Here is an 18,235-nt window from a genome sequence, read left to right on the forward strand (position 1 = left end):
TCCGTTTTGCCTGAAGGATTAAAGTCGTTGAATACAACCATACAGAAATCAGCGACAGCGATTCCTTTGATACCAGCACCCACTTTTTACTGCACCGGGCGGAAACATGGAAACACGATATTCGTCCAAAGGTGTTACCAGCATGCGCCTTGTTCAACGGCTTGTTGGTGCCCGGTTAAAGGCCAGCAGTTGTTCAACAAAAACACTGACCGGCATCGACATCTCCCGTGAGTTCAGGTGGATGATAGAAAGCGGTCTTTTAGTATCAATATCATTTATCTTGATACGCTTAAGCGTACCCTTCTCTACTTCTTCTTTTACGGTGGCATGTGGAACGATAGAGACACCTACCCCGGCTTCTACCGACTTTTTCAACGTATACACATTGTTGTGGGTCATACGAATGTCTACGAACACGTCTCTTTTCTCAAACAGGCTGTCAATCGCTTCTCTGGTAGGGATACCTTCGCCAAAGGCAATAAAAGGCTCATTTTCAATGGTTCGGAGTGGGACAGACTTTTTATGGCTTAAACGATGCTGGTTCCCCACAATCAGGCACAACTCATCTTCTGCATAAGGGAGAAATTCAATTCTTGGCATATTCTGTGGGTACGCAACAATGCCGATATCTATCTTTTCTTTTTTAATTTCCTCATAGATATCCTCACTGTGCTTATATTCAAGGTGGACACAAACCTTTGGAAAGGACTTCATAAACGATGCAAGGAAATCGCCTATTTCATACATTCCAACGCTGTGTATGGCTGCAACCCGAATATGCCCTTCCAATATCCCCTGTTTGTAATTGGATCTGACTTTAATGTTGTCGCATAACCGCAGGATCTCTTTTACGTCTTCCAGAATAAGTAAACCTTCAGGCGTAAGCTGAGTTGTCTGGGAGGTACGTGACACAAGTTGCTGGCCAAGGGCTTGCTCGAGCTTTTTAATGTGTACACTGACAGCCGGTTGGCTGATATGGTTCAGCTTGGCTACTTTTACAAAGCTTAATTCTCTCGCTAATTCGTTGAAAAGCTTAAGTTGGGTCAGGTTCATATCGATAATTAATAGTTATGTTACTTATACATTTATAACATTTAAGTTACAGGTTCGGATAATGCATAATATCCGCATCACACGAAGAATCTTATATTTGAGACATAACGCCATCCTATATCCAAATCATGCGAGCGATAGCATTCGATTATCAGCAGGGAGAAGCACCATGAGTCACACCAGCCATATATCCGAATCAAACAACATCCAACTCCCTCAACTAAATAAAAACAACGCACAGGTCGCTTTTGATCTCAATGCCAAAAACACCGGGCTACGTTGGAATGCTGACGGCAAATATCCTTACAACAAGAAAATGAATGTCCTTGACTATGAAAGGCATAAGCATGAGCTCCAAATAGAACTGCTGAAAATGCAGGGATGGGTAAAAGAGACAAACCAACGCATTGTGATCCTGTTTGAAGGGCGGGATGCAGCCGGGAAAGGCGGAACCATAAAACGATTTATGGAACACCTGAACCCGCGTGGTGCTCATGTTATCGCACTCGAAAAACCCAATGCCAGAGAGCGCAACCAGTGGTACTTCCAACGCTATATTGAACACCTTCCGACTAAGGGCGAAATTATTCTGTTCGACCGTTCCTGGTACAACCGGGCAGGCGTTGAAAAGGTAATGGGGTTTTGTGACGACAATGAGTACCTGGAGTTCCTGCGCCAGACACCGGATCTGGAGCGGATGCTCACCAACAGCGGCATCAAGCTTTTCAAGTACTGGTTTTCCGTCAGTCGGGAGGAACAGTTCCGCCGATTTAAATCCCGACAGAATGACCCGTTAAAACAGTGGAAACTCAGCCCGGTTGATATGGCTTCACTCTCCAAATGGGAAGATTACACCAAGGCGAAAAAAGCCATGATGTTCCATACCAACACGAAAGATGCGCCTTGGACTGTCATTCTTTCAGATGACAAAAAACGAGGAAGAATCAACTGTATGCGACATTTTCTAAGCCAACTGGACTATCCAGGCAAAGACCATGATGTGGTAGACAACGTTGATCACTTGGTTGTGAAGTCGCCTTAACTCAATAGAAAAATCTAATAATTGTCTCAGTGCAAGGAGGAAGTAATGACAAAAAGCAAACTTGAAAAGCTCCAGCGGATTATTGAAAAAAGTCAGCAGGAAGTAGAAAAAACAGCCGAGATTGCAAACGCTGCCGTTGAGAGTGCTAAAATCGCGATGGAAAAAGCGGAAAAGGCAGAAAGTGCTGCCAACAAGGCAAAACAAAAACTTAAAGAAGCCCGTAAAAAACTTAAAGAAGCCCGGACAATTCAAATTGCAGAAAAAAAGGCCTCTAAGAAATCAGCCATTAAAAAAGCCAAGAAAATAAGCAAAAAATCAAAGAAGTAGCAGCAAGTATTATGTACAGAGGTCGCCGCAGCGACCTCACTTTTCTTTTAATTCCCTATCCTAACACCACTATTTGACTGAAGAATGGCATACTCAAATAGTTGGTCATAAAATTCGAATTCTGGACTGTTTGTGGGAATTAATACGTTAAGGCTTGAAGACCTCTCAGCTGCCAGTGAAGTCTGTATTGCTTCATTTATGGCTTCTGTTGCCCCTACCCTGACAGAGGAAGGTATTGCCTCTTTCCTTTCTATCGCATCAGAGCAAAATATCTGGAAACGAATGACCGAAGGCAACACGGTCTTAGCCTATGTAAGTAAAGGGAAACTACTGGGTATCGTAGAACTCAGGGATGAACATCATATCGCCTCTCTGTTTGTATCTCCTGACCATCAAGGTAAAGGCATCGGGCGGGCACTCCTGGAAGCCATCCAGCAATACGTGAAAGGCAACAGGATCACTGTAAGTGCATCACTCACATCAGTAGGAGCCTATGAGGCTTTTGGTTTTGTCAGAGTCGGAATACCAGATGAAAAATCCGGCCTGAAGTTTCAACCTATGGAAAAGAAGCTCAACTCTTGAGTATTTTGGGCCAGCACAAATACGCAGCACCATAAAGTGAATTCCCTTCTTAAAAAGCGGAATACTCCCAATCAGCGCAGCGGACCCTCTCATCCCTGTCCAATACTTTGTGTTTAACACCCCTCTGGATCATTCATTGGTTGTTTTGGTCAACAGGAATTCAGGTAACTATAAGGAAAAGAATATGAAGGAAGTGACTGAGGAAACACTGGCAATGGCAAAATCAATTGGCAGTGAAATCGACGAAGCACTGAACGCCCACCAGGCTCCGGAAAATAGGGGCAGGGATATTCTGGATTTAACGCCGGACAGCTTCAGGCAACGCCTGACGGGTGTACCTGTAGAAGAACTGCAAGAAGAGGTGTCCCAGGAATATGCTGCCCAGAACACTCCCCTGATGAAAAGCAAATTCAGCTGTGCCGCCTGCACTACACTCACATATGCGGGTATAGTAGCAGCTGTCGGCGCCACCGTGATTGTCTCCGGTGGCATGTCCATCGCTGCTGTACTGGCCGCATCTGGATACTCAGTGGCTGGCCTGGCAACCATCATTTCTGCCATGACCGGAGTCAGTGTCGGTGCGGTCACTGCCATGTTGTCCGTCAGCGGTGTAACACTGAGCGTGCTCGTCATTGGCCTTTGCGAAAAAATGGGAAAATGCTGAGTGCTCTTGTTGTTCGGGATTGGGTGGGGACTGTGATAAAGTGCCCGCCGATTGCCTTTAAACACCCAAGAGACCCGTTAGATGTCAGGAAACCAGCCAAACAATCCACTGCATGGCGTTAAGCTAGAACAAATTGTCACCGAACTTTCAGAACATTTTGGCTGGCAGGGGTTGGCAGATCGTATTGCAATCAACTGTTTTCGCAGTGACCCATCGGTGAAATCCAGCCTGAAATTTCTCCGTAAAACCCAGTGGGCCCGTGACAAGGTTGAAGCACTATACCTAGACACTTTCTTTGGGGCTGCACCAAAACCGATGAAAAAAGAGCTAACGCAACGAACGGAAAAAACAGCAAAAGTCGATCCTTGGAAGAACCTCAGAAAATCCTGAGCCTGACCGCAGCGCTCCACCGTTCGAAATCAGAAATACCAACAGTCGCACTTGCTTGCTGTTGGTATAGTCCCGGATTTAGAAAAATGACACCCCCACACCGATGGCATTGTCATAGTGGTTGTAATCTGAAATTGCAGCCCCGTAGCCACTTTGCAGCAACATGTAACCATGTAGCCCGCTAACAATCGGGAAATTCCAACTCAATTGCTCAAAGCCTTTCGAAAATCCACTTTCGGCCTGGTTTCTCAGCATCAACTTGAACTGATGCCTGTCGATGGTATAAGTCGCTGATACTTTCCCATAACCCATATAGTCCATAATGTCCGGGTTATAATCTTTACCACCAAAATGCAGCCTTACCCAGGGCTTAACATCAAAGCAAAAAGAACTATTTTTCAACGTGATATCGGCGTATGCCCGGTTCCATGAACGCTCGTAAAATCCCCCTTTTCCGTTGGATTGGTGTTCCATGCCAAAGCGATAGCTGTCTACAGTCCAGTCCCCGATTTTTGTTTCCGGCCTGAAAACCCAAAACAATTCAGGTTGATACTGGGTATCCCGAAAATAGGCGGATTTTGCGTAGGCTTGCCAATTCGAACGCTGCGTATAGGCAACGTACACATCATCATTGTCAGTCAGCAGATTTGAAAAAAGTCCGAACTTCACACTCAATTGAAACTGTAAATTAGTCCGGCCAACGGTTTTCCCTCCATTCGGGTTCTGCGGCGCATAATATTGTTGGGCGGGCTCTTCAGTGAAATACACAGGCAACATATAGTTATCCTGATAAGGTTCGAGTTGAAGAACAGGTTGGGAAGAAGGATCAGACGTAAAGACTGAGGGCTGGTTTCCAGTTGCCAGCACGCCAAAAGACACAAGACACAATAAGCCGGCATGGAAAAAGACAATGCGTTTCATGGGAAGAACCTGAATATCGAAGCATCATCCCACCGATGGAGTTCAGCGAATGATACGTAAAGACAAGGAGGCCATTATACCCTCCCAAACATGCCCACAATCCGCAAATCCCCGTTATTAGAGGTGTAAAAGCAATAGCTTAGTTTCCGTTTCTGAAAGGGTAAAACTCATCATGAAGGTTAACGTTCTGACATAGCGAGGTTTACACCCAAACCGGCAAATGCCGCTGCAAACATCTTTTTCATCCGCTGTTGTAAACGTTCAGAGCGCATCACAGCATTTCTGAAACCACTTGCCACCAGACCATAACCCAGGAATACCACAAAGGTCATCAGCATAAAGACGCTGCTTAACACCATCATTTCCGTAACCGGCGTTGAGCTAACCGGTGAAATAAACTGAGGCAGAAAAGCCAGGAAGAAAATCGACAGTTTGGGATTAAGTACATTTGCCAGCATCGCCCAGACAGCGATTCGCCAGCCTGCACCCGGCTCCGTCTCGCCATCAAATGAAAAGCCCTGGTTGTCTTTCCACATCACTACTGCCAGATAAAAAAGGTAAAGCACGCCAAGATATTTCAGTGTGGTGAATGCCACGGCACTTACATGCAATAAAGCCGCTAAACCAAAGATACTTGCCAAAAGATGGGGAACGATACCTGCCGTACACCCCAAAGCGGCATAAAACGCAGCGCTTCTGCCCTGAATCAATGCATAGGTCACAGTGAAAATAACGCCTGTACCCGGAATAAGGACGACAACGAGTGCGGTCAACATAAATTCCATTGTGAGCATAGTTTTCCTCCGTGATAGCAAATCAATCAAGATCTGGTCTTTTAAAAGACTGTCAGAATTTGCCCTAAGTTGGAATCACTCATGTCACCCACGCGGTGTAGATTTTGCAGCGATTCAGTGCTGTTTTTACTTTTGACACAAAAAGGCGGCCCATGAATCAGGCCGCCGGGTCTTCCTAGCCAATGAGGTGGTTCAGATTAAAGCTCATTTAACAGGCTTGGGAACGAATTGATTGCGTACTCAACCTGCCAAGCCAACAGCTGCAACGTATCTTCCGTCCAATCGATATAAAATGAAGCACGGAACGAATTGATGTCATTATCAATGCTGTCGTAATCACTGGTGTTGTTACGGTAGATTGGCTGTGCCAGGAACTGGAGCTCTTCCTTGATAGAAATCGTAAAGTGACGAGTCAGGCCAGTATCAGCCAGCGGGAGTGGATTAAAGCGGTCTGCTGACAGGTAGAAAATGTCACCGTATTGCTTGGAATCCACACCCAAGGTATCGGCGTCTTGCTGGAAGTCCAGATCAGAGACCATTTCCCCTTCCAGGTTGTAATTTACCAGCCCTTCGGAGTTGCCTCTCCAGGCACTTCTTGCTTGACCGTCTGCTGCAAGTGCATCTTTGATTTTACCTAGTACCGCATCACCGACACCTGCTGCGTCAAATACGGTGGCATCCTCTCCGGTACGCAACGCCGCAACTGTTGCAAGGCCACCACCAAGACTATGGCCGGTGAAGTGGATGTTGTAGCTGCTATATCGGTTCACAAGATCTGCAGAGTCAGTGATTGCACTCTGGTACTGTGCTGGTACTTCCCCTTCAACCATAATACCGTTAGTCACCCAGTCATCGGTTCCCAGTTCACTGCCACGAAATGCGATAACTGCTGAACTGCCTTTTGTATAAACAGCGGCATAATAGCCGGTAGAGGCATTGCTGATGACTTCTTCACGGGTCCACCCTCGAGGTGCGCCTGAGCTTTTATAAACGTTTTCAGAGAATGAAAGGTAGAACAGCGCATCTCCCGCCTGGTTAACTGAGGGGGGCTGGTGCGTTTTATAGGTTGTGCCAGCCGGATTGGCCGTAACAGACATATTCGGATTCAACACTGAATCCACATATGAGCCGATATTCCCTAACTCCTCAGAGGTAGTTGCCGAAGCAGTATGCACAGTAAAGCCCAAACACAGGGCGAGTGAGTAAGCGGATATATTTTTCATTTTACTTATCCTTGTAATATTAAAACACGTCGTACTGGGTAATATTGATACTTCTAGTATCACTTTTAATTATTATTAGAGTATCAAATAGTCTCAATAGAAAACCAGTATCTTATGGAGGAGGGATAGAAAATGAATTTGTATTACCATCGCACCGAGAATGTTATTAACTTGTTATATTTCTTGGGAATTGAGAAAATATTGAGAAGATAGAAGCATTTTCTATTAGATAATACGAATTTAATCAATTGTGAGACAGATCTGATAAATGCATGACAAATAAATGAAGTTCTACATGATATTCATGATGTTGATGTGACTAGTAAAGCATGCGGGGTAGTATGTTTGGGTGTATATAAAAACCTCCCGGGTGCTTGCCAACCAGGAGGTTCTTTATTAATTAGAAAAAATGCGGTTGGTTTAAATGGTTCTACGGCGACGATAGAGAGCAAAACCCAATAGGCCAGCCCCAAACAACGCGATTGTTGCAGGTTCCGGAACAGTTGTAATTTTGAGCCTGAAATCAACATTAGACGTGTCATTTTCTAAGGTCTGCACACCACGACAGCCTGCAGCCACGCCCGCAGCAGCACAGGTATCGTCAGATAGAAGAATCAGGTTAGGGTCGATGATCGATGCCTCATAGTTCGTTCCCATATAGCTGAAATTCTTAACAAAATCTGTAGACGTCAACACGAAAATATCGTCACATACGGAACCGGCTGGGAATCCACAGGGGTCAGAGTTGCTTGTTTCCGCGAAGCTGAACGAAAAATTCTGTGTTATCGGCGCAAGTACCCCCCCCAGAGGGTCGATTGCATTCAATACAACAGAAAAGGACAGGACACCGGTCTCGAGGATAGAAAATGCGCTCGAAATTGCGTTATTCCAGTGTGTAATTGTACCCACAGTTTCCAGTGCACCATTGGTAAATACTGATCCCGCAGCAGGAGAACCTGTAATTTCAAGGGCACTTCGGCTATCGCTTGGGTCAGCAAGCAGATCAGTATGGTCTCCCCCTGTCGCACCCCAACTTAACAGCGATGGGGTATTTCCCGGTGTTCCGCCACCTGCCGTAAAGGTCGTTTGAGTTGTGTCCCACTGAAGCGAAGAGTTGTACCCCCACTCAGTTACGAACGTTGCATTGGCCACACCGGATACAAAGAATGCTGCGGCTGCAAACGCGGATAATAAAATCTTTTTCATTTAGAAGGCTCCTTTCGTTCATCCAGAACTGATTGCATAGTTGCACAGGGCAACACTGCATACAAAGCAAGTTGCGTACCTTCTAAATAAGCAATTAATTAATATAAATTTTATTCCGGGTAATATCCTTGCCATGTAAAAAAAACCGACAAGTATCCCGATATGCATTTTCACAAATCAAGTATTCCCTAGAGTCTTAATCCATAATTTACAAAGTCTTAAACGTGAAATCGCATTAATTCACACCACCAGACATGGTCAAATTCCCTGACAACTCAGAGAAGCTCTGCTGACTTAATGACTCAGTAAATTTACCTTACAAGGCATTGCCAAACCGGCAGTGGTAATTAAGTAGAAATGGAAAAATCTTGGGTAGCAGGAAAGAAGCAATACATGGCGATTACTCATTCACAGCTCAATACACAAACAGACCCATATATAATACGAGGAAATGTTTAACCATCTGTTTTTAATATATATATGACTCTACCCACTTACATTAACCCAAGCTGTTCGTAAACAAAACTAAACATTTTATTTCCTGATTTGGAAGTGTGATGAATATTTATTCATCATTTTTAGGGCTGCAGGCATCTCCCTGATATAAAGGCTGTTGGATAAAAAAAAGACAATACACACAACATCCCCACCAGCAGTTTTTGCATTCATGACAGGAGTTAGCAATGAACGAAGCGACACTTAAAGACGCCTTTTTGGCTCGTGTTGCCACCAACAACCCTAATCAGCCGGAGTATCTCCAGGCTGTAACTGAAGTGATTTCATCAATCTGGCCATTCGTTGAAAAAAATCCGCAGTACATCCAAGCCGGTATCCTTGACCGTCTGGTAGAGCCGGAAAGATTAATTCAGTTCAGAGTAAGCTGGGTTGATGACAACGGCAGGGTGAATGTTAACCGAGCTTTTCGCGTTCAGCACAACTCAGCTATTGGTCCCTACAAAGGAGGAATGCGATTCCACCCTTCAGTTAACTCTTCTGTACTCAAGTTCCTCGCGTTTGAGCAGACGTTTAAAAATGCCCTTACCACTCTCCCAATGGGTGGTGGAAAGGGTGGCAGTGATTTTGACCCTAAGGGAAAAAGTGACAACGAAATCATGCGGTTCTGCCAGGCGTTGATGTTTGAACTTCACCGTCATCTTGGTGCTGATACCGATGTTCCCGCCGGAGACATCGGTGTAGGAGCACGCGAAGTCGGCTTCATGGCTGGTATGATGAAAAAGCTTTCAAACAGTGCCGAATGTGTCTTCACGGGTAAGGGCCTGTCATTTGGTGGCAGCTTGATTCGACCAGAAGCAACCGGCTATGGCCTGCTCTATTTTGTGGAAGCCATGCTTAAAGAAAAAGGCCAGATCTTGGCAGGTAAGCGAGTTGGTGTGTCAGGTTCCGGCAATGTAGCCCAATATGCTATCGAAAAAGCCATGCAAATGGGCGGAAGGGTAATTACCGCCTCTGACTCTTGTGGCACCGTCTATGATCCGGATGGTTTTACTCAGGAAAAACTCGCACGGTTAATGGAAATCAAAAACGTGCAGCGTGGACGCGTTGCCGATTACGCCCATGAATTGGGTCTGGCTTACACCAAGGGCGGCAAACCCTGGCAGTATGAAATGGATGTAGCCTTGCCGTGTGCTACACAAAACGAACTGGACGGGCACGATGCTGAAACACTGGCAGGCAACGGCGTACAACTTGTGGCTGAAGGTGCAAACATGCCGAGCACAGCTGAAGCTGTTTCCGTCTTCAACAATGTTGGTATTCTCTACGCGCCCGGAAAAGCGTCCAATGCTGGTGGCGTTGCCACATCCGGATTGGAAATGAGCCAGAATGCCCTCCGCCTTGGATGGAGCAGAGAAGAGGTTGACCTGCGCCTTCAAGACATCATGCGCCGTATCCACGACACCTGTGCAGAGTATGGCAGGGATGAAAATGGCCGCATCAATTACGAGCAAGGGGCAAATATCGCCGGTTTCGTGAAAGTCGCTGATGCCATGTTGGCTCAGGGCGTTTGCTAAAAAGCCTTCAAAGGCTCGTGTCAGACGGGCCTTTTCATCGAACCTGTTTGTTGCTCTTCGATGATCGACCTACGCTCTTCCGCTACCTTCTCATTGAAATTTTCCAGTAACGTCTTCAACTTGGGGACAATTCTCACCTGACAAAAAGGTTTTCCAGGATCTGCATAGAAGTAGTCCTGCATCTTTGAATCAGAGGGTTTAAATTCGGCAAATTCACAGACTTCGGTAAGCAGAGGATCCGAAAAATCTGCCTGTAATGCCTTTACTGCTTCATTTGCTCGCGCCAAATCTCTTTTTGCTGTTACATAAACTGCCGAGCGGTACCTCTCCCGCAGGGAATGATGTGAAGTGGCACTATGAGTATGAACATGGATTTCAATCAGGTCGTGCAATGAAATATGGTTTGCATCATAAGTAACCAAAACGCCTTCAACAAAGGTATCATTTTCGGTTGTCGGAGCAACCCAACCCTGAACGACATCGCTCACCCCCTTAAGGGAGCGAAACACAGCTTCCATACACCAGTAACAACTCCCGCTAAAAGCAACCTGACTCATGCGTTACCCTCTGAAATTGTGTTGATTAGACCGGATAAGGTTGCCGCTTTATTTCACCGTTCTTAAACCGAACATCTGACAGTACTTTTCCAAATCCTCTTCAATGTAGAGATCACTGCCTGCCCGGGAGATACGAATTGAGCGTGATTTACTCGAGTGTTCCAGCCAGATGGTGTAGATAATTGCGTTAAACACACCGGATTTCTCTGACTCTTTCTTAACCTTTAGACCTTTGTAGCCGGATATTCGTTCTTTCCACCGGGTTGTTCCAAACAGGTTTCGGTAGTTACACTCCACAGTCTTGGCGGTGATTTCCAATGTTCCAGTCACTTTCAGCTGATCCAGCCCTAATACAAACAATATACAACCGAGTACCAACCAGATTGCGTTAACCCACCCAAGCAGGTAAAAATCAGCCGCCATAACAGCTTGCACAAACTGAGTAAGGGGTTCGAGCCCGACCATCACTGCAAGGATAATTCCTACCCAACCAATCCACTTGGAGCCGGATATAACGTAGCTTGCAGGGAGCTTGGCGAGGTTATTCCTGCTGTTTCCTTTTAGAGTCAGTATGTAGAAGCGAAGCAATGGGAAACCTCTTGGTTTAGGCAATAATAAACCATGGTAACAAAGCACCTATGTGACGTTCTACTTTCCCTGTTGGAGCCAGTGCCGTTTTGGCATTATCATACTCCAGCCTTATTTACGGCCATCAGGCCGCCTGCAAGAAAGAGACAATTAATGAGAGCTTTTGTAGTTAGAGCCCGAGCCGCCTCCACAGACAAGAACACTTTTTTGGCATCCGTTGGTCAGGAAGCGCATGGTGAGATCCTTGCCCATGTACTGATGAACGCCATTTTCACCGCCCAATCGCATCGTGATGACATCGTGGTTTACCTGGTAATGGAAGCCACCAATGACTATTCCCGGACCATTCGTTTTGAATCCAGCCTGTTGCGTAATATCGGTGGGTTCCATGAGCAGGCGCTGATTGAAAAGATTGCCAATGCCTTGGGTGCGTCTGTCAGCATGGGCAAGGAAGAACACCGTGAGGTAGAGTCCGGCATAACAGTCGAAACTATAAGCTTTGAGAAACTGGTAAAGCGCCTGGCAGAAGACTATCAACTTTACCTGTTGGATAAAAAAGGCACTTCATTCCGCGAGCAGGAAATTACCGGCAACCCGTGCTTCCTGCTGACAGACCACATCCCGATGCCGAAAAAGACACTTCCGACCCTGAAGCGCCTTAACACCCAGCATATCAGCCTGGGGCCGAAGATGTTGTTTGCTTCCCAGTGCGTGACCCTTATTCAGAACGAACTGGATATTCGTGGTTACTGATTACAACTGCGATTAAACGAGAGAGGCTTGGATCGTTCTGAGGATATCGTCAGCCAATTGGTGGCTGGCGATATTGCGGTTAACCACCCGGGTATCCAACCGGCCTGATTCAGCGACCCGCAACCAATCCGCAACCATATGTTCAAACCCTTTTCCTGCCAGCATTGGCGTCCAGTCTTTCAGCGCTAGGCGGGTTTCGGTATTTTCCTTCCAGCACTTCCCTTCTACAAAAGAATCAAATTCATAAGCCCGGTTTTGGTACGTCGCAGCCACCCTTTCGGTGGTTCTGCCAAACTGCCGATTCATTGATGCTTGAATAAGTGTGTTTCCCGCCTGCCACTGTACATCCAGACGGGCAAGACTGGAGCCCTGCATATGGTGGGTAATACAGACATCTTCAACATTCGCCCTGGCATTCAGGTTTACGCTATCGAGGGGATGGATAAAGTCATCGAAAATAAAAGTGCGGAGCTCACCCGGCAGGTCGAACCGGTGTTTTTCCCATCGCAGGGAAAACAGGTCTCCACACTCGCCGTTCGCTAACTCCGGTACATAATGATTAAACAGCGGAATATGGCGTCGGTTGAATCCGATATACAGGGGTTGGTTGCGCTTTTCAGCCAACTCGTAAAGTTGTTCAACACTGTTTGCATCATCAGCCAATGGCTTATCGACAAAGACCGGTATCCCTTGCTGCAAAAAGAATGAAGCAATTTCAACGTGGGCCCGTGTTGCAGCATGGATCATCACCGCATCAACACCCAGTTTGGGTAATTCCCGGTAGTCAGTCGTATATTCCGCAATACGGTATTTCTGAGCAAGCTCCTTCACGGAAGCCTGAGAACGCGTACAGAAAACGAGTTCAAGGTTCTCTAAAGTCGTAATTACCGGAAGATATGCTTTCCGGGCAATGTCCCCTAACCCAACGATACCGATTTTCATTCTGACCCTGTCCTTTTGCTCTTTTGATTAAGGCCATATTGTGCCATCAATCAGGGGATTACAAGGTACTTCCCACCCGCTATTCAATGCGAATTCATTCCATCCAACAAAACAACTAACCAGAGTCATAATCAAGATAAATGGCTGTTTTCCTTATAATTACAACCACTCACTTTCTTTCAGATTCCTTTAGTTTTGCTCACTTTACGCTGACATTGACTGCGACCTGACCGCTAGTATCGCTTTCATATCTTACTCAGCGGATGTTTACCTTGAAAAAGCTCACTTATACCTCTTTGTTAGCACTGGCTTTGACCGGATGTGGCGGAAGCGATGGCGGCTCAGAATCAAAGCCATCTTCTTCTGTAAACGCTGCCTACGGTTCAATATCGCAACTTGATGAAAGCAACCAACGCATCACAGTTAATGGACAGAGCTTTGCTGTGAATTCCATTCAGTTAGGTAACAATTCACTGTCATTCGATGAACTGGAAAACAACGTTACTGTTAAGGTAAAAACTGCCACACGCTTTGGTGCCGCCGTACAGGTAGACCCAACTTTAGTAGGCCAGGTAACTTCCATTGATACGGAAAGCAATACGCTGGTGGTTAACGGCATTCACCTTCACTTTACCAACCTAAGCCGGCATATCCAGCTCAATGACTGGGTGATGGTTTCATCATTGCCAACAGCCAACGCCGGATACCACGTATTGTCTGTGGTGAAGCTGGATACTGCACCACATGCCGGTGAAATAGAAGGACTGGTTGCCAACCTGACAAAGTCAACATTCACTATTGGTGCTACCAAAATTAATTACGCCAATGCAACCATCCAGGAAGGTTTGTCCCTGCACAACGCGTTATGGGTAGAAGTTGACGGTTTTTATGAACCAACTTCCCGCGAATTTCGCGCCAACTACATTTCACGTGCTGATCTGAGTGATGTCACCGGGGATAGCGAAATCGAAGGCGTCATAACATGGGTAGCGAACGATTATTCATCGTTTGATGTTAACTACCGCGTTCGATTTGCGGTGAATGCTGCCACCGATTTTGACGATGACGGCACAAAAACTGATCTTCGTCCCGGCCGTCTGGTAGAAGTTGAATCAAGCCAATCTGGCGATACCCGAATGGCAACAGAAGTGGAGTTCGAAGACTGGGATTTTGATGACATGGACGATGCCTGGGACACATTGGAATTTGAGCGTACTGGTATTATTGAAGAATTTGAATCAGGCAACACCACAACAGTGCTGCTCAAATCCGGCATGAGCAATATCGTACTGACCCTCGACCGAATGACTGAAATTGAAGACGGCCCTTTGCACAACCTGTTCGGCCGTGAAGTAGAAGTGGAAGGTATCAAGATTGGCGAAACCTTTCTGGCTCGCGAGATTGAAGCGTCAGACGATTGATTTCTGCTTAAAGTATATGTGAAATCTGCGCCATCCCCACTCTGGTGAGGATGGCGTTTTTATACCTGTCAGGTTAATCAGAGAGGTAATACTCAACTGTCGAAACCACCCGGACTTTCTTGATATGCGGGTTGTTTTTATCCCTTGCAGTGATGACAAATTGCCCCTGTGAAGCGCGTTTGATTTTCCCCAGTTTGCTGTCTGAGTCTTCCGCAAACTTTCTGGCAACTTCCCGCGCATTCCGGGTGGCCTCCTCAACCATTGCCGGTTTTATCTCATTCAACCGGGTGAAGAGGTATTCAGTCTGGTATTCATAACCGCCGGTAAAGACTATTCCTTGCTTGCCAAGCTCGGAGAGTTTTCCCATTACGGCTCGCACCGCCTTAATGTCTTTGGAGTATACCGTCACGGTTTGCTGGCCGGAAAAACGGAAAGTAACATTGTCATCGCCCCAACTCTGGGCCGATTTGTCCGTTACACTCGGGCTGGAAACAGAAATATCACCCGCCGGTATGCCGTTTTTTACTAAAAAGGCATCTATCTTCTGGGTACTTTCATCCAGGGTGTCATAGAGCTTCTCGAGATTATTGTCCGCGCCGGCAAACTGAATCGGCCAGATAACAATATCCGCCGGGTACTCCTGCTCCGACAGCCCTTTTACTGTCACGGTTCGCTCGTATTCCTTGATGTCCAATGCGGTACCTCCCAGCACCACGCCAAGCAGCACAAGCCCGGCACCCACAAGACCGCCAAGAAGCCCTGCACTGGCAATACTTTTCTTCTCCATAATCTGTTTCCCAATCCGTTTAACTCACTCGATTTTAGGCGAAACCGGGGGATGAAAATTGCGTAGTGTGAGGCATTTTTCAACAGCGAGAGTCCTCAGAGATTCCATCCGTGCAACCACACAATGGTTAGCCGTTAACTATACTTTCCCTTCATCGAGTAAGGAGGCTCAGCCATGACCCGAATTTCTGCATTCCTTTGTTTCTTGTTCACTGTCGTTTCCCTGTTAACTGTCAGGGCAATTGCCGGTGAAGCCGTCATTTATGACGTCAACGGTAACGCTTATGAAGGTTATTATTCACCGGCAGAGAAAGGCGCGCCGCTGGTGCTGTTAGTGCACGACTGGGACGGTCTCACCGACTATGAAATCAAGCGGGCAGCCATGCTCAATGAACTGGGCTATTCCGTCTTTGCGGCCGACCTGTTCGGCAAAGGGATCCGCCCGACTGAGGTTAAAGACAAGCGGCAGCACACCGGAGAACTCTACAAAGACCGGGAGAAAATGCGGGCGATACTGAACGGTTCTGTCGCTAAAGCCGGGGAACTTGGGGCAAACACATCAAACCTTGTGGCTGCCGGGTACTGCTTTGGCGGTGCGGCCGTTTTGGAGCTTGCCCGTTCCGGCGCTGATCTTAAGGGTTTTGCAACGTTTCACGGGGGTTTGATGACCCCGGAAGGACAGGACTACTCTCAGACAAAGGGGAAAATTCTGGTGTTGCACGGCAGCGCAGACACCGCCATTACGATGGATCAGTTTGCTGACTTAACTGAGCAATTGGAACAAGCCGGCATTTCCCATGAAATGATCACGTACAGCGGCGCACCCCATGCCTTTACCGTCTTTGGCAGCGACAGATACCGGAAAGATGCTGACCAGGCATCATGGGCACGGTTTAATGCGTTTCTGGAAGAAGTGACCGCAAAATAAGTAAACTTTTGCAATCTTTCTAAATCAAAATCGAATACCCGTTAAGGTTATTCAAGCTGCTATCCCGAATGGAAATCATCCGGGACAGTTCATTACAATTAAGTTTTCCTTTAAAGCTAAGAACAAAATGACACAGATGCTGGATTATTATCCCTAATATCAATACATTCTTGATTCGTGCATCGCAACACATCATTCAACTCATCTTCGGAATATTTCCTTTTAAGCTGACGGAGCATTTGTAGCGAAGTTTGGTAGTACTCGCACTTTTGATCTTCCAAAGTTTTAAAGTATTCCAACTGCTGTTTTGTTTTCGTCAATTTGCTGGCTAAATTCCTCTCTTGTTGTCTCTCTTCAACAAGCCTTTCTTGAATTTCATCAATCAGTTCGTTGTTGTAATAAACATTACTAACCTTCAGTTTTTCTTCCTTAAACTTTACAGGGAAGTATTGCTTTTGAAATGTTACCAGCGGGTGAACATCTGTCTGCCAGAAGCCATCAAAATTCCAGAGAAATACAGCAATCGCGACTAAAGCTAGCAGCAATTTTGTCAAAGCTTGGAAAAAGCCACCACGGCAGGCTGGTTCAATTGGCCTATCTTCATTACTCATTGTTGAATCCAGAAATGCATTGAAAAAGGAAATACATCATACAAATAAAATTCCGTATATCAATGAAATCATGCACTAACGTAAATGGTAATGAGCGTAATACATCCAACTGAACCAGCTCTGTGTGAGTTTAATATGCGTGAATCTGTGTCAGCATTCCCGCATACAGGTCGAAAGCGGTGTTCATCTGCTTTTCATCAAAATCAAATTCAGCCTGATGATGCCCCGCTTTCCGGTCTGCACCAACAATAAAGAACAGCGCTTCTCCTCCTCTTTTCTGTACACGTTTTGCCAAAATGGTGGCGTCTTCACTGCCACCAAACACCTTGTCTTCAATTACCGTTTCGATTGAGGGGTGTTCACGGGCAATGGCTCCCAACCGTTCAATAAGCGCCGGACTGTTGACCAGATCCACCGCTTCGCCCATTACTTCAGTTTCAACGTCTACACCAAAACTCATTGCGCAGCCTTTGGCGACAGCCTCCACCTGCTCGACCATATAGCTGTTTATGCTTTCATTCTCGCCACGTACTTCCAGTTTTAACACTGCGTGTGACGGCACCACGTTACGCCCCTCTCCGGCATGTAATTCGCCAATGTTTATCCGGGTCATTCCCTCTCCGTGACGGGCAATCCCCATAAGCTGCACACTGGCATTAGCCGCTGCCGCAAGCGCATTGCGCCCTTTATGGGGCTCTGCACCTGCATGGGCGGGTTTACCGCTATAGCGAATATCTAACTTGGTGGTACAAAGGAAATGGGTTGGGTTCAGCACCACTTCGCCACTGTTGGCAATAAAACTCAGGTGCATACCAAGGAAGTTGTCTACGTCATCCAGTACACCACTTTCGGCCATTGGACGGGCTCCCCGAACGCCTTCTTCAGCCGGTTGGAACAACAGTTTGATGGTGCCGCAGAATTTCTCCCGGTTTACCCTCAGCCAGGTAGCGAGCGCGATACCAATTGCAGCATGCCCGTCATGCCCACAGGCATGCATCAAGCCCGGCCGAGTTGAAGCAAAACCCTCTTTGCAGGGTATATGGTCATCCGTTTGTGCTTCTGTCACTTTTACACAATCAATATCAAAACGCAGTGCTGTTACTGGCCCTGGCACACCGGTTTCCAAGATGCCAACACAGCCTGTCAGCCCCTCCATTTCATCCAGAAATTCTGCTTCAATACCAGACTCGCGGGCACGTTGTTCGGCTTCTAACGCCAGCTTTTCATCACGGCCGCGAATATACTCCGGGTTAATTACCCGTTGCCCACTCAGGACATCAAAGTCCAGTTCACGCAGTGATTCAATAATCCTCGCAGTGGTCTGGAACTCAGTCCAGCCTTCCTCTGGTACACGGTGGAAGCTGCGACGGGATGTCTGCATCAGTTTTTCAAAGGGATGTGTCATTGGTTTTGCTTC

The 18,235-nt window shown here is 46.6% G+C and carries 19 protein-coding genes and 1 pseudogene; 9 read left to right on the forward strand and 11 right to left on the reverse strand.

Features of this window, described 5'->3' with window-relative positions; translation table 11 throughout:
• Nucleotides 1-153: 153 nt before the first annotated feature.
• The gene (locus NF212_RS10935; RefSeq protein ID WP_434355512.1) at nt 154-1,053 is read right to left on the reverse strand and encodes a LysR family transcriptional regulator; all 900 of its coding nucleotides are present in this window, start codon (nt 1,051-1,053) and stop codon (nt 154-156) included.
• Nucleotides 1,054-1,369: 316 nt separating this feature from the next.
• Here NF212_RS10935 and ppk2 point away from each other — a divergent pair, with 316 nt between their 5' ends.
• From ppk2 to NF212_RS10960, 5 genes and pseudogenes are all read left to right on the forward strand, one after another.
• Complete coding sequence (gene ppk2 / locus NF212_RS10940; RefSeq protein WP_434360870.1) at nt 1,370-2,095, forward strand: polyphosphate kinase 2; 726 nt, start codon at nt 1,370-1,372, stop codon at nt 2,093-2,095.
• 45 nt (nt 2,096-2,140) lie between these two features.
• Complete coding sequence (locus NF212_RS10945; RefSeq protein ID WP_434355514.1) at nt 2,141-2,422, forward strand: hypothetical protein; 282 nt, start codon at nt 2,141-2,143, stop codon at nt 2,420-2,422.
• Nucleotides 2,423-2,554: 132 nt separating this feature from the next.
• Entirely contained in the window at nt 2,555-3,004 is a 450-nt protein-coding gene (locus tag NF212_RS10950) for a GNAT family N-acetyltransferase (RefSeq protein WP_434355516.1), read from the forward strand.
• Between the two features lie 184 nt (nt 3,005-3,188).
• Nucleotides 3,189-3,668: a hypothetical protein gene (locus NF212_RS10955; protein WP_434355518.1), complete on the forward strand. Its 480-nt coding sequence runs from the start codon at nt 3,189-3,191 to the stop codon at nt 3,666-3,668.
• Nucleotides 3,669-3,749: 81 nt separating this feature from the next.
• A pseudogene (locus NF212_RS10960) lies at nt 3,750-3,962 on the forward strand (VF530 family DNA-binding protein); the annotation flags it as partial.
• Between the two features lie 174 nt (nt 3,963-4,136).
• On the opposite strand, the gene NF212_RS10965 reads toward NF212_RS10960, so the two are convergent.
• The 4 genes from NF212_RS10965 to NF212_RS10980 form a co-directional block, all read right to left on the reverse strand.
• Nucleotides 4,137-4,979, reverse strand: a complete 843-nt coding sequence (locus NF212_RS10965; protein WP_434355520.1) for a phospholipase A — start codon at nt 4,977-4,979, stop codon at nt 4,137-4,139.
• Nucleotides 4,980-5,158: 179 nt separating this feature from the next.
• Nucleotides 5,159-5,773: a LysE family translocator gene (locus tag NF212_RS10970; RefSeq protein WP_434355522.1), complete on the reverse strand. Its 615-nt coding sequence runs from the start codon at nt 5,771-5,773 to the stop codon at nt 5,159-5,161.
• 197 nt (nt 5,774-5,970) lie between these two features.
• Nucleotides 5,971-6,996: a lipase family protein gene (locus tag NF212_RS10975; protein WP_434355524.1), complete on the reverse strand. Its 1,026-nt coding sequence runs from the start codon at nt 6,994-6,996 to the stop codon at nt 5,971-5,973.
• Between the two features lie 420 nt (nt 6,997-7,416).
• Nucleotides 7,417-8,202: a THxN family PEP-CTERM protein gene (locus NF212_RS10980; protein ID WP_434355526.1), complete on the reverse strand. Its 786-nt coding sequence runs from the start codon at nt 8,200-8,202 to the stop codon at nt 7,417-7,419.
• Nucleotides 8,203-8,885: 683 nt separating this feature from the next.
• Here NF212_RS10980 and gdhA point away from each other — a divergent pair.
• The gene (gdhA, locus tag NF212_RS10985) at nt 8,886-10,232 is read left to right on the forward strand and encodes an NADP-specific glutamate dehydrogenase (RefSeq protein ID WP_434355528.1); all 1,347 of its coding nucleotides are present in this window, start codon (nt 8,886-8,888) and stop codon (nt 10,230-10,232) included.
• A 20-nt stretch (nt 10,233-10,252) separates the two neighbouring features.
• On the opposite strand, the gene NF212_RS10990 is transcribed toward gdhA, so the two are convergent.
• Both NF212_RS10990 and NF212_RS10995 read right to left on the reverse strand, forming a co-directional pair.
• Entirely contained in the window at nt 10,253-10,789 is a 537-nt protein-coding gene (locus NF212_RS10990) for a peptide-methionine (S)-S-oxide reductase (RefSeq protein WP_434355530.1), read from the reverse strand.
• A gap of 48 nt (nt 10,790-10,837) precedes the next feature.
• A complete protein-coding gene (locus NF212_RS10995) occupies nt 10,838-11,401 on the reverse strand; it encodes a hypothetical protein (protein ID WP_434355532.1) in 564 nt (187 codons plus the stop codon).
• Between the two features lie 129 nt (nt 11,402-11,530).
• On the opposite strand from NF212_RS10995, the gene trmY reads away from it, so the two are divergent.
• The gene (gene trmY, locus NF212_RS11000; RefSeq protein WP_434355534.1) at nt 11,531-12,130 is read left to right on the forward strand and encodes a tRNA (pseudouridine(54)-N(1))-methyltransferase TrmY; all 600 of its coding nucleotides are present in this window, start codon (nt 11,531-11,533) and stop codon (nt 12,128-12,130) included.
• Between the two features lie 12 nt (nt 12,131-12,142).
• Here the strand turns inward: trmY and NF212_RS11005 are convergent, their stop codons facing one another.
• Nucleotides 12,143-13,072: a Gfo/Idh/MocA family protein gene (locus NF212_RS11005; RefSeq protein WP_434355536.1), complete on the reverse strand. Its 930-nt coding sequence runs from the start codon at nt 13,070-13,072 to the stop codon at nt 12,143-12,145.
• Between the two features lie 272 nt (nt 13,073-13,344).
• Between NF212_RS11005 and NF212_RS11010 the strand changes: the two genes are divergently transcribed.
• Nucleotides 13,345-14,493: a DUF5666 domain-containing protein gene (locus NF212_RS11010; protein ID WP_434355538.1), complete on the forward strand. Its 1,149-nt coding sequence runs from the start codon at nt 13,345-13,347 to the stop codon at nt 14,491-14,493.
• A 73-nt stretch (nt 14,494-14,566) separates the two neighbouring features.
• Here NF212_RS11010 and NF212_RS11015 read toward each other — a convergent pair whose 3' ends face one another.
• On the reverse strand, nt 14,567-15,280 hold the full coding sequence (locus tag NF212_RS11015; RefSeq protein ID WP_434355540.1) for an SIMPL domain-containing protein: 714 nt from the start codon (nt 15,278-15,280) through the stop codon (nt 14,567-14,569).
• Nucleotides 15,281-15,454: 174 nt separating this feature from the next.
• Between NF212_RS11015 and NF212_RS11020 the strand changes: the two genes are divergently transcribed.
• Nucleotides 15,455-16,207: a dienelactone hydrolase family protein gene (locus NF212_RS11020; protein ID WP_434355542.1), complete on the forward strand. Its 753-nt coding sequence runs from the start codon at nt 15,455-15,457 to the stop codon at nt 16,205-16,207.
• Nucleotides 16,208-16,323: 116 nt separating this feature from the next.
• Here the strand turns inward: NF212_RS11020 and NF212_RS11025 are convergent, their stop codons facing one another.
• Together NF212_RS11025 and NF212_RS11030 are read right to left on the reverse strand one after the other, a co-directional pair.
• On the reverse strand, nt 16,324-16,818 hold the full coding sequence (locus NF212_RS11025) for a hypothetical protein (RefSeq protein ID WP_434355544.1): 495 nt from the start codon (nt 16,816-16,818) through the stop codon (nt 16,324-16,326).
• Between the two features lie 130 nt (nt 16,819-16,948).
• A complete protein-coding gene (locus NF212_RS11030) occupies nt 16,949-18,223 on the reverse strand; it encodes an amidohydrolase (RefSeq protein WP_434355546.1) in 1,275 nt (424 codons plus the stop codon).
• Between the last annotated feature and the right edge of the window lie 12 nt (nt 18,224-18,235).

This window comes from Parasalinivibrio latis (assembly GCF_036825535.1).
Taxonomy (GTDB): Bacteria; Pseudomonadota; Gammaproteobacteria; order Enterobacterales; family Vibrionaceae; genus Parasalinivibrio; species Parasalinivibrio latis.

Bases quoted from the DNA above. Each gene is read 5' to 3' on its own strand.
- NF212_RS10935 (WP_434355512.1), bottom strand. From the start codon at position 1,053: ATGAACCTGACCCAACTTAAGCTTTTCAACGAATTAGCGAGAGAATTA.
- ppk2 (WP_434360870.1), top strand. From the start codon at position 1,370: ATGAATGTCCTTGACTATGAAAGGCATAAGCATGAGCTCCAAATAGAA.
- NF212_RS10945 (WP_434355514.1), top strand. From the start codon at position 2,141: ATGACAAAAAGCAAACTTGAAAAGCTCCAGCGGATTATTGAAAAAAGT.
- NF212_RS10955 (WP_434355518.1), top strand. From the start codon at position 3,189: ATGAAGGAAGTGACTGAGGAAACACTGGCAATGGCAAAATCAATTGGC.
- NF212_RS10965 (WP_434355520.1), bottom strand. From the start codon at position 4,979: ATGAAACGCATTGTCTTTTTCCATGCCGGCTTATTGTGTCTTGTGTCT.
- NF212_RS10970 (WP_434355522.1), bottom strand. From the start codon at position 5,773: ATGCTCACAATGGAATTTATGTTGACCGCACTCGTTGTCGTCCTTATT.
- NF212_RS10975 (WP_434355524.1), bottom strand. From the start codon at position 6,996: ATGAAAAATATATCCGCTTACTCACTCGCCCTGTGTTTGGGCTTTACT.
- NF212_RS10980 (WP_434355526.1), bottom strand. From the start codon at position 8,202: ATGAAAAAGATTTTATTATCCGCGTTTGCAGCCGCAGCATTCTTTGTA.
- gdhA (WP_434355528.1), top strand. From the start codon at position 8,886: ATGAACGAAGCGACACTTAAAGACGCCTTTTTGGCTCGTGTTGCCACC.
- NF212_RS10990 (WP_434355530.1), bottom strand. From the start codon at position 10,789: ATGAGTCAGGTTGCTTTTAGCGGGAGTTGTTACTGGTGTATGGAAGCT.
- trmY (WP_434355534.1), top strand. From the start codon at position 11,531: ATGAGAGCTTTTGTAGTTAGAGCCCGAGCCGCCTCCACAGACAAGAAC.
- NF212_RS11005 (WP_434355536.1), bottom strand. From the start codon at position 13,072: ATGAAAATCGGTATCGTTGGGTTAGGGGACATTGCCCGGAAAGCATAT.
- NF212_RS11015 (WP_434355540.1), bottom strand. From the start codon at position 15,280: ATGGAGAAGAAAAGTATTGCCAGTGCAGGGCTTCTTGGCGGTCTTGTG.
- NF212_RS11020 (WP_434355542.1), top strand. From the start codon at position 15,455: ATGACCCGAATTTCTGCATTCCTTTGTTTCTTGTTCACTGTCGTTTCC.
- NF212_RS11025 (WP_434355544.1), bottom strand. From the start codon at position 16,818: ATGAGTAATGAAGATAGGCCAATTGAACCAGCCTGCCGTGGTGGCTTT.
- NF212_RS11030 (WP_434355546.1), bottom strand. From the start codon at position 18,223: ATGACACATCCCTTTGAAAAACTGATGCAGACATCCCGTCGCAGCTTC.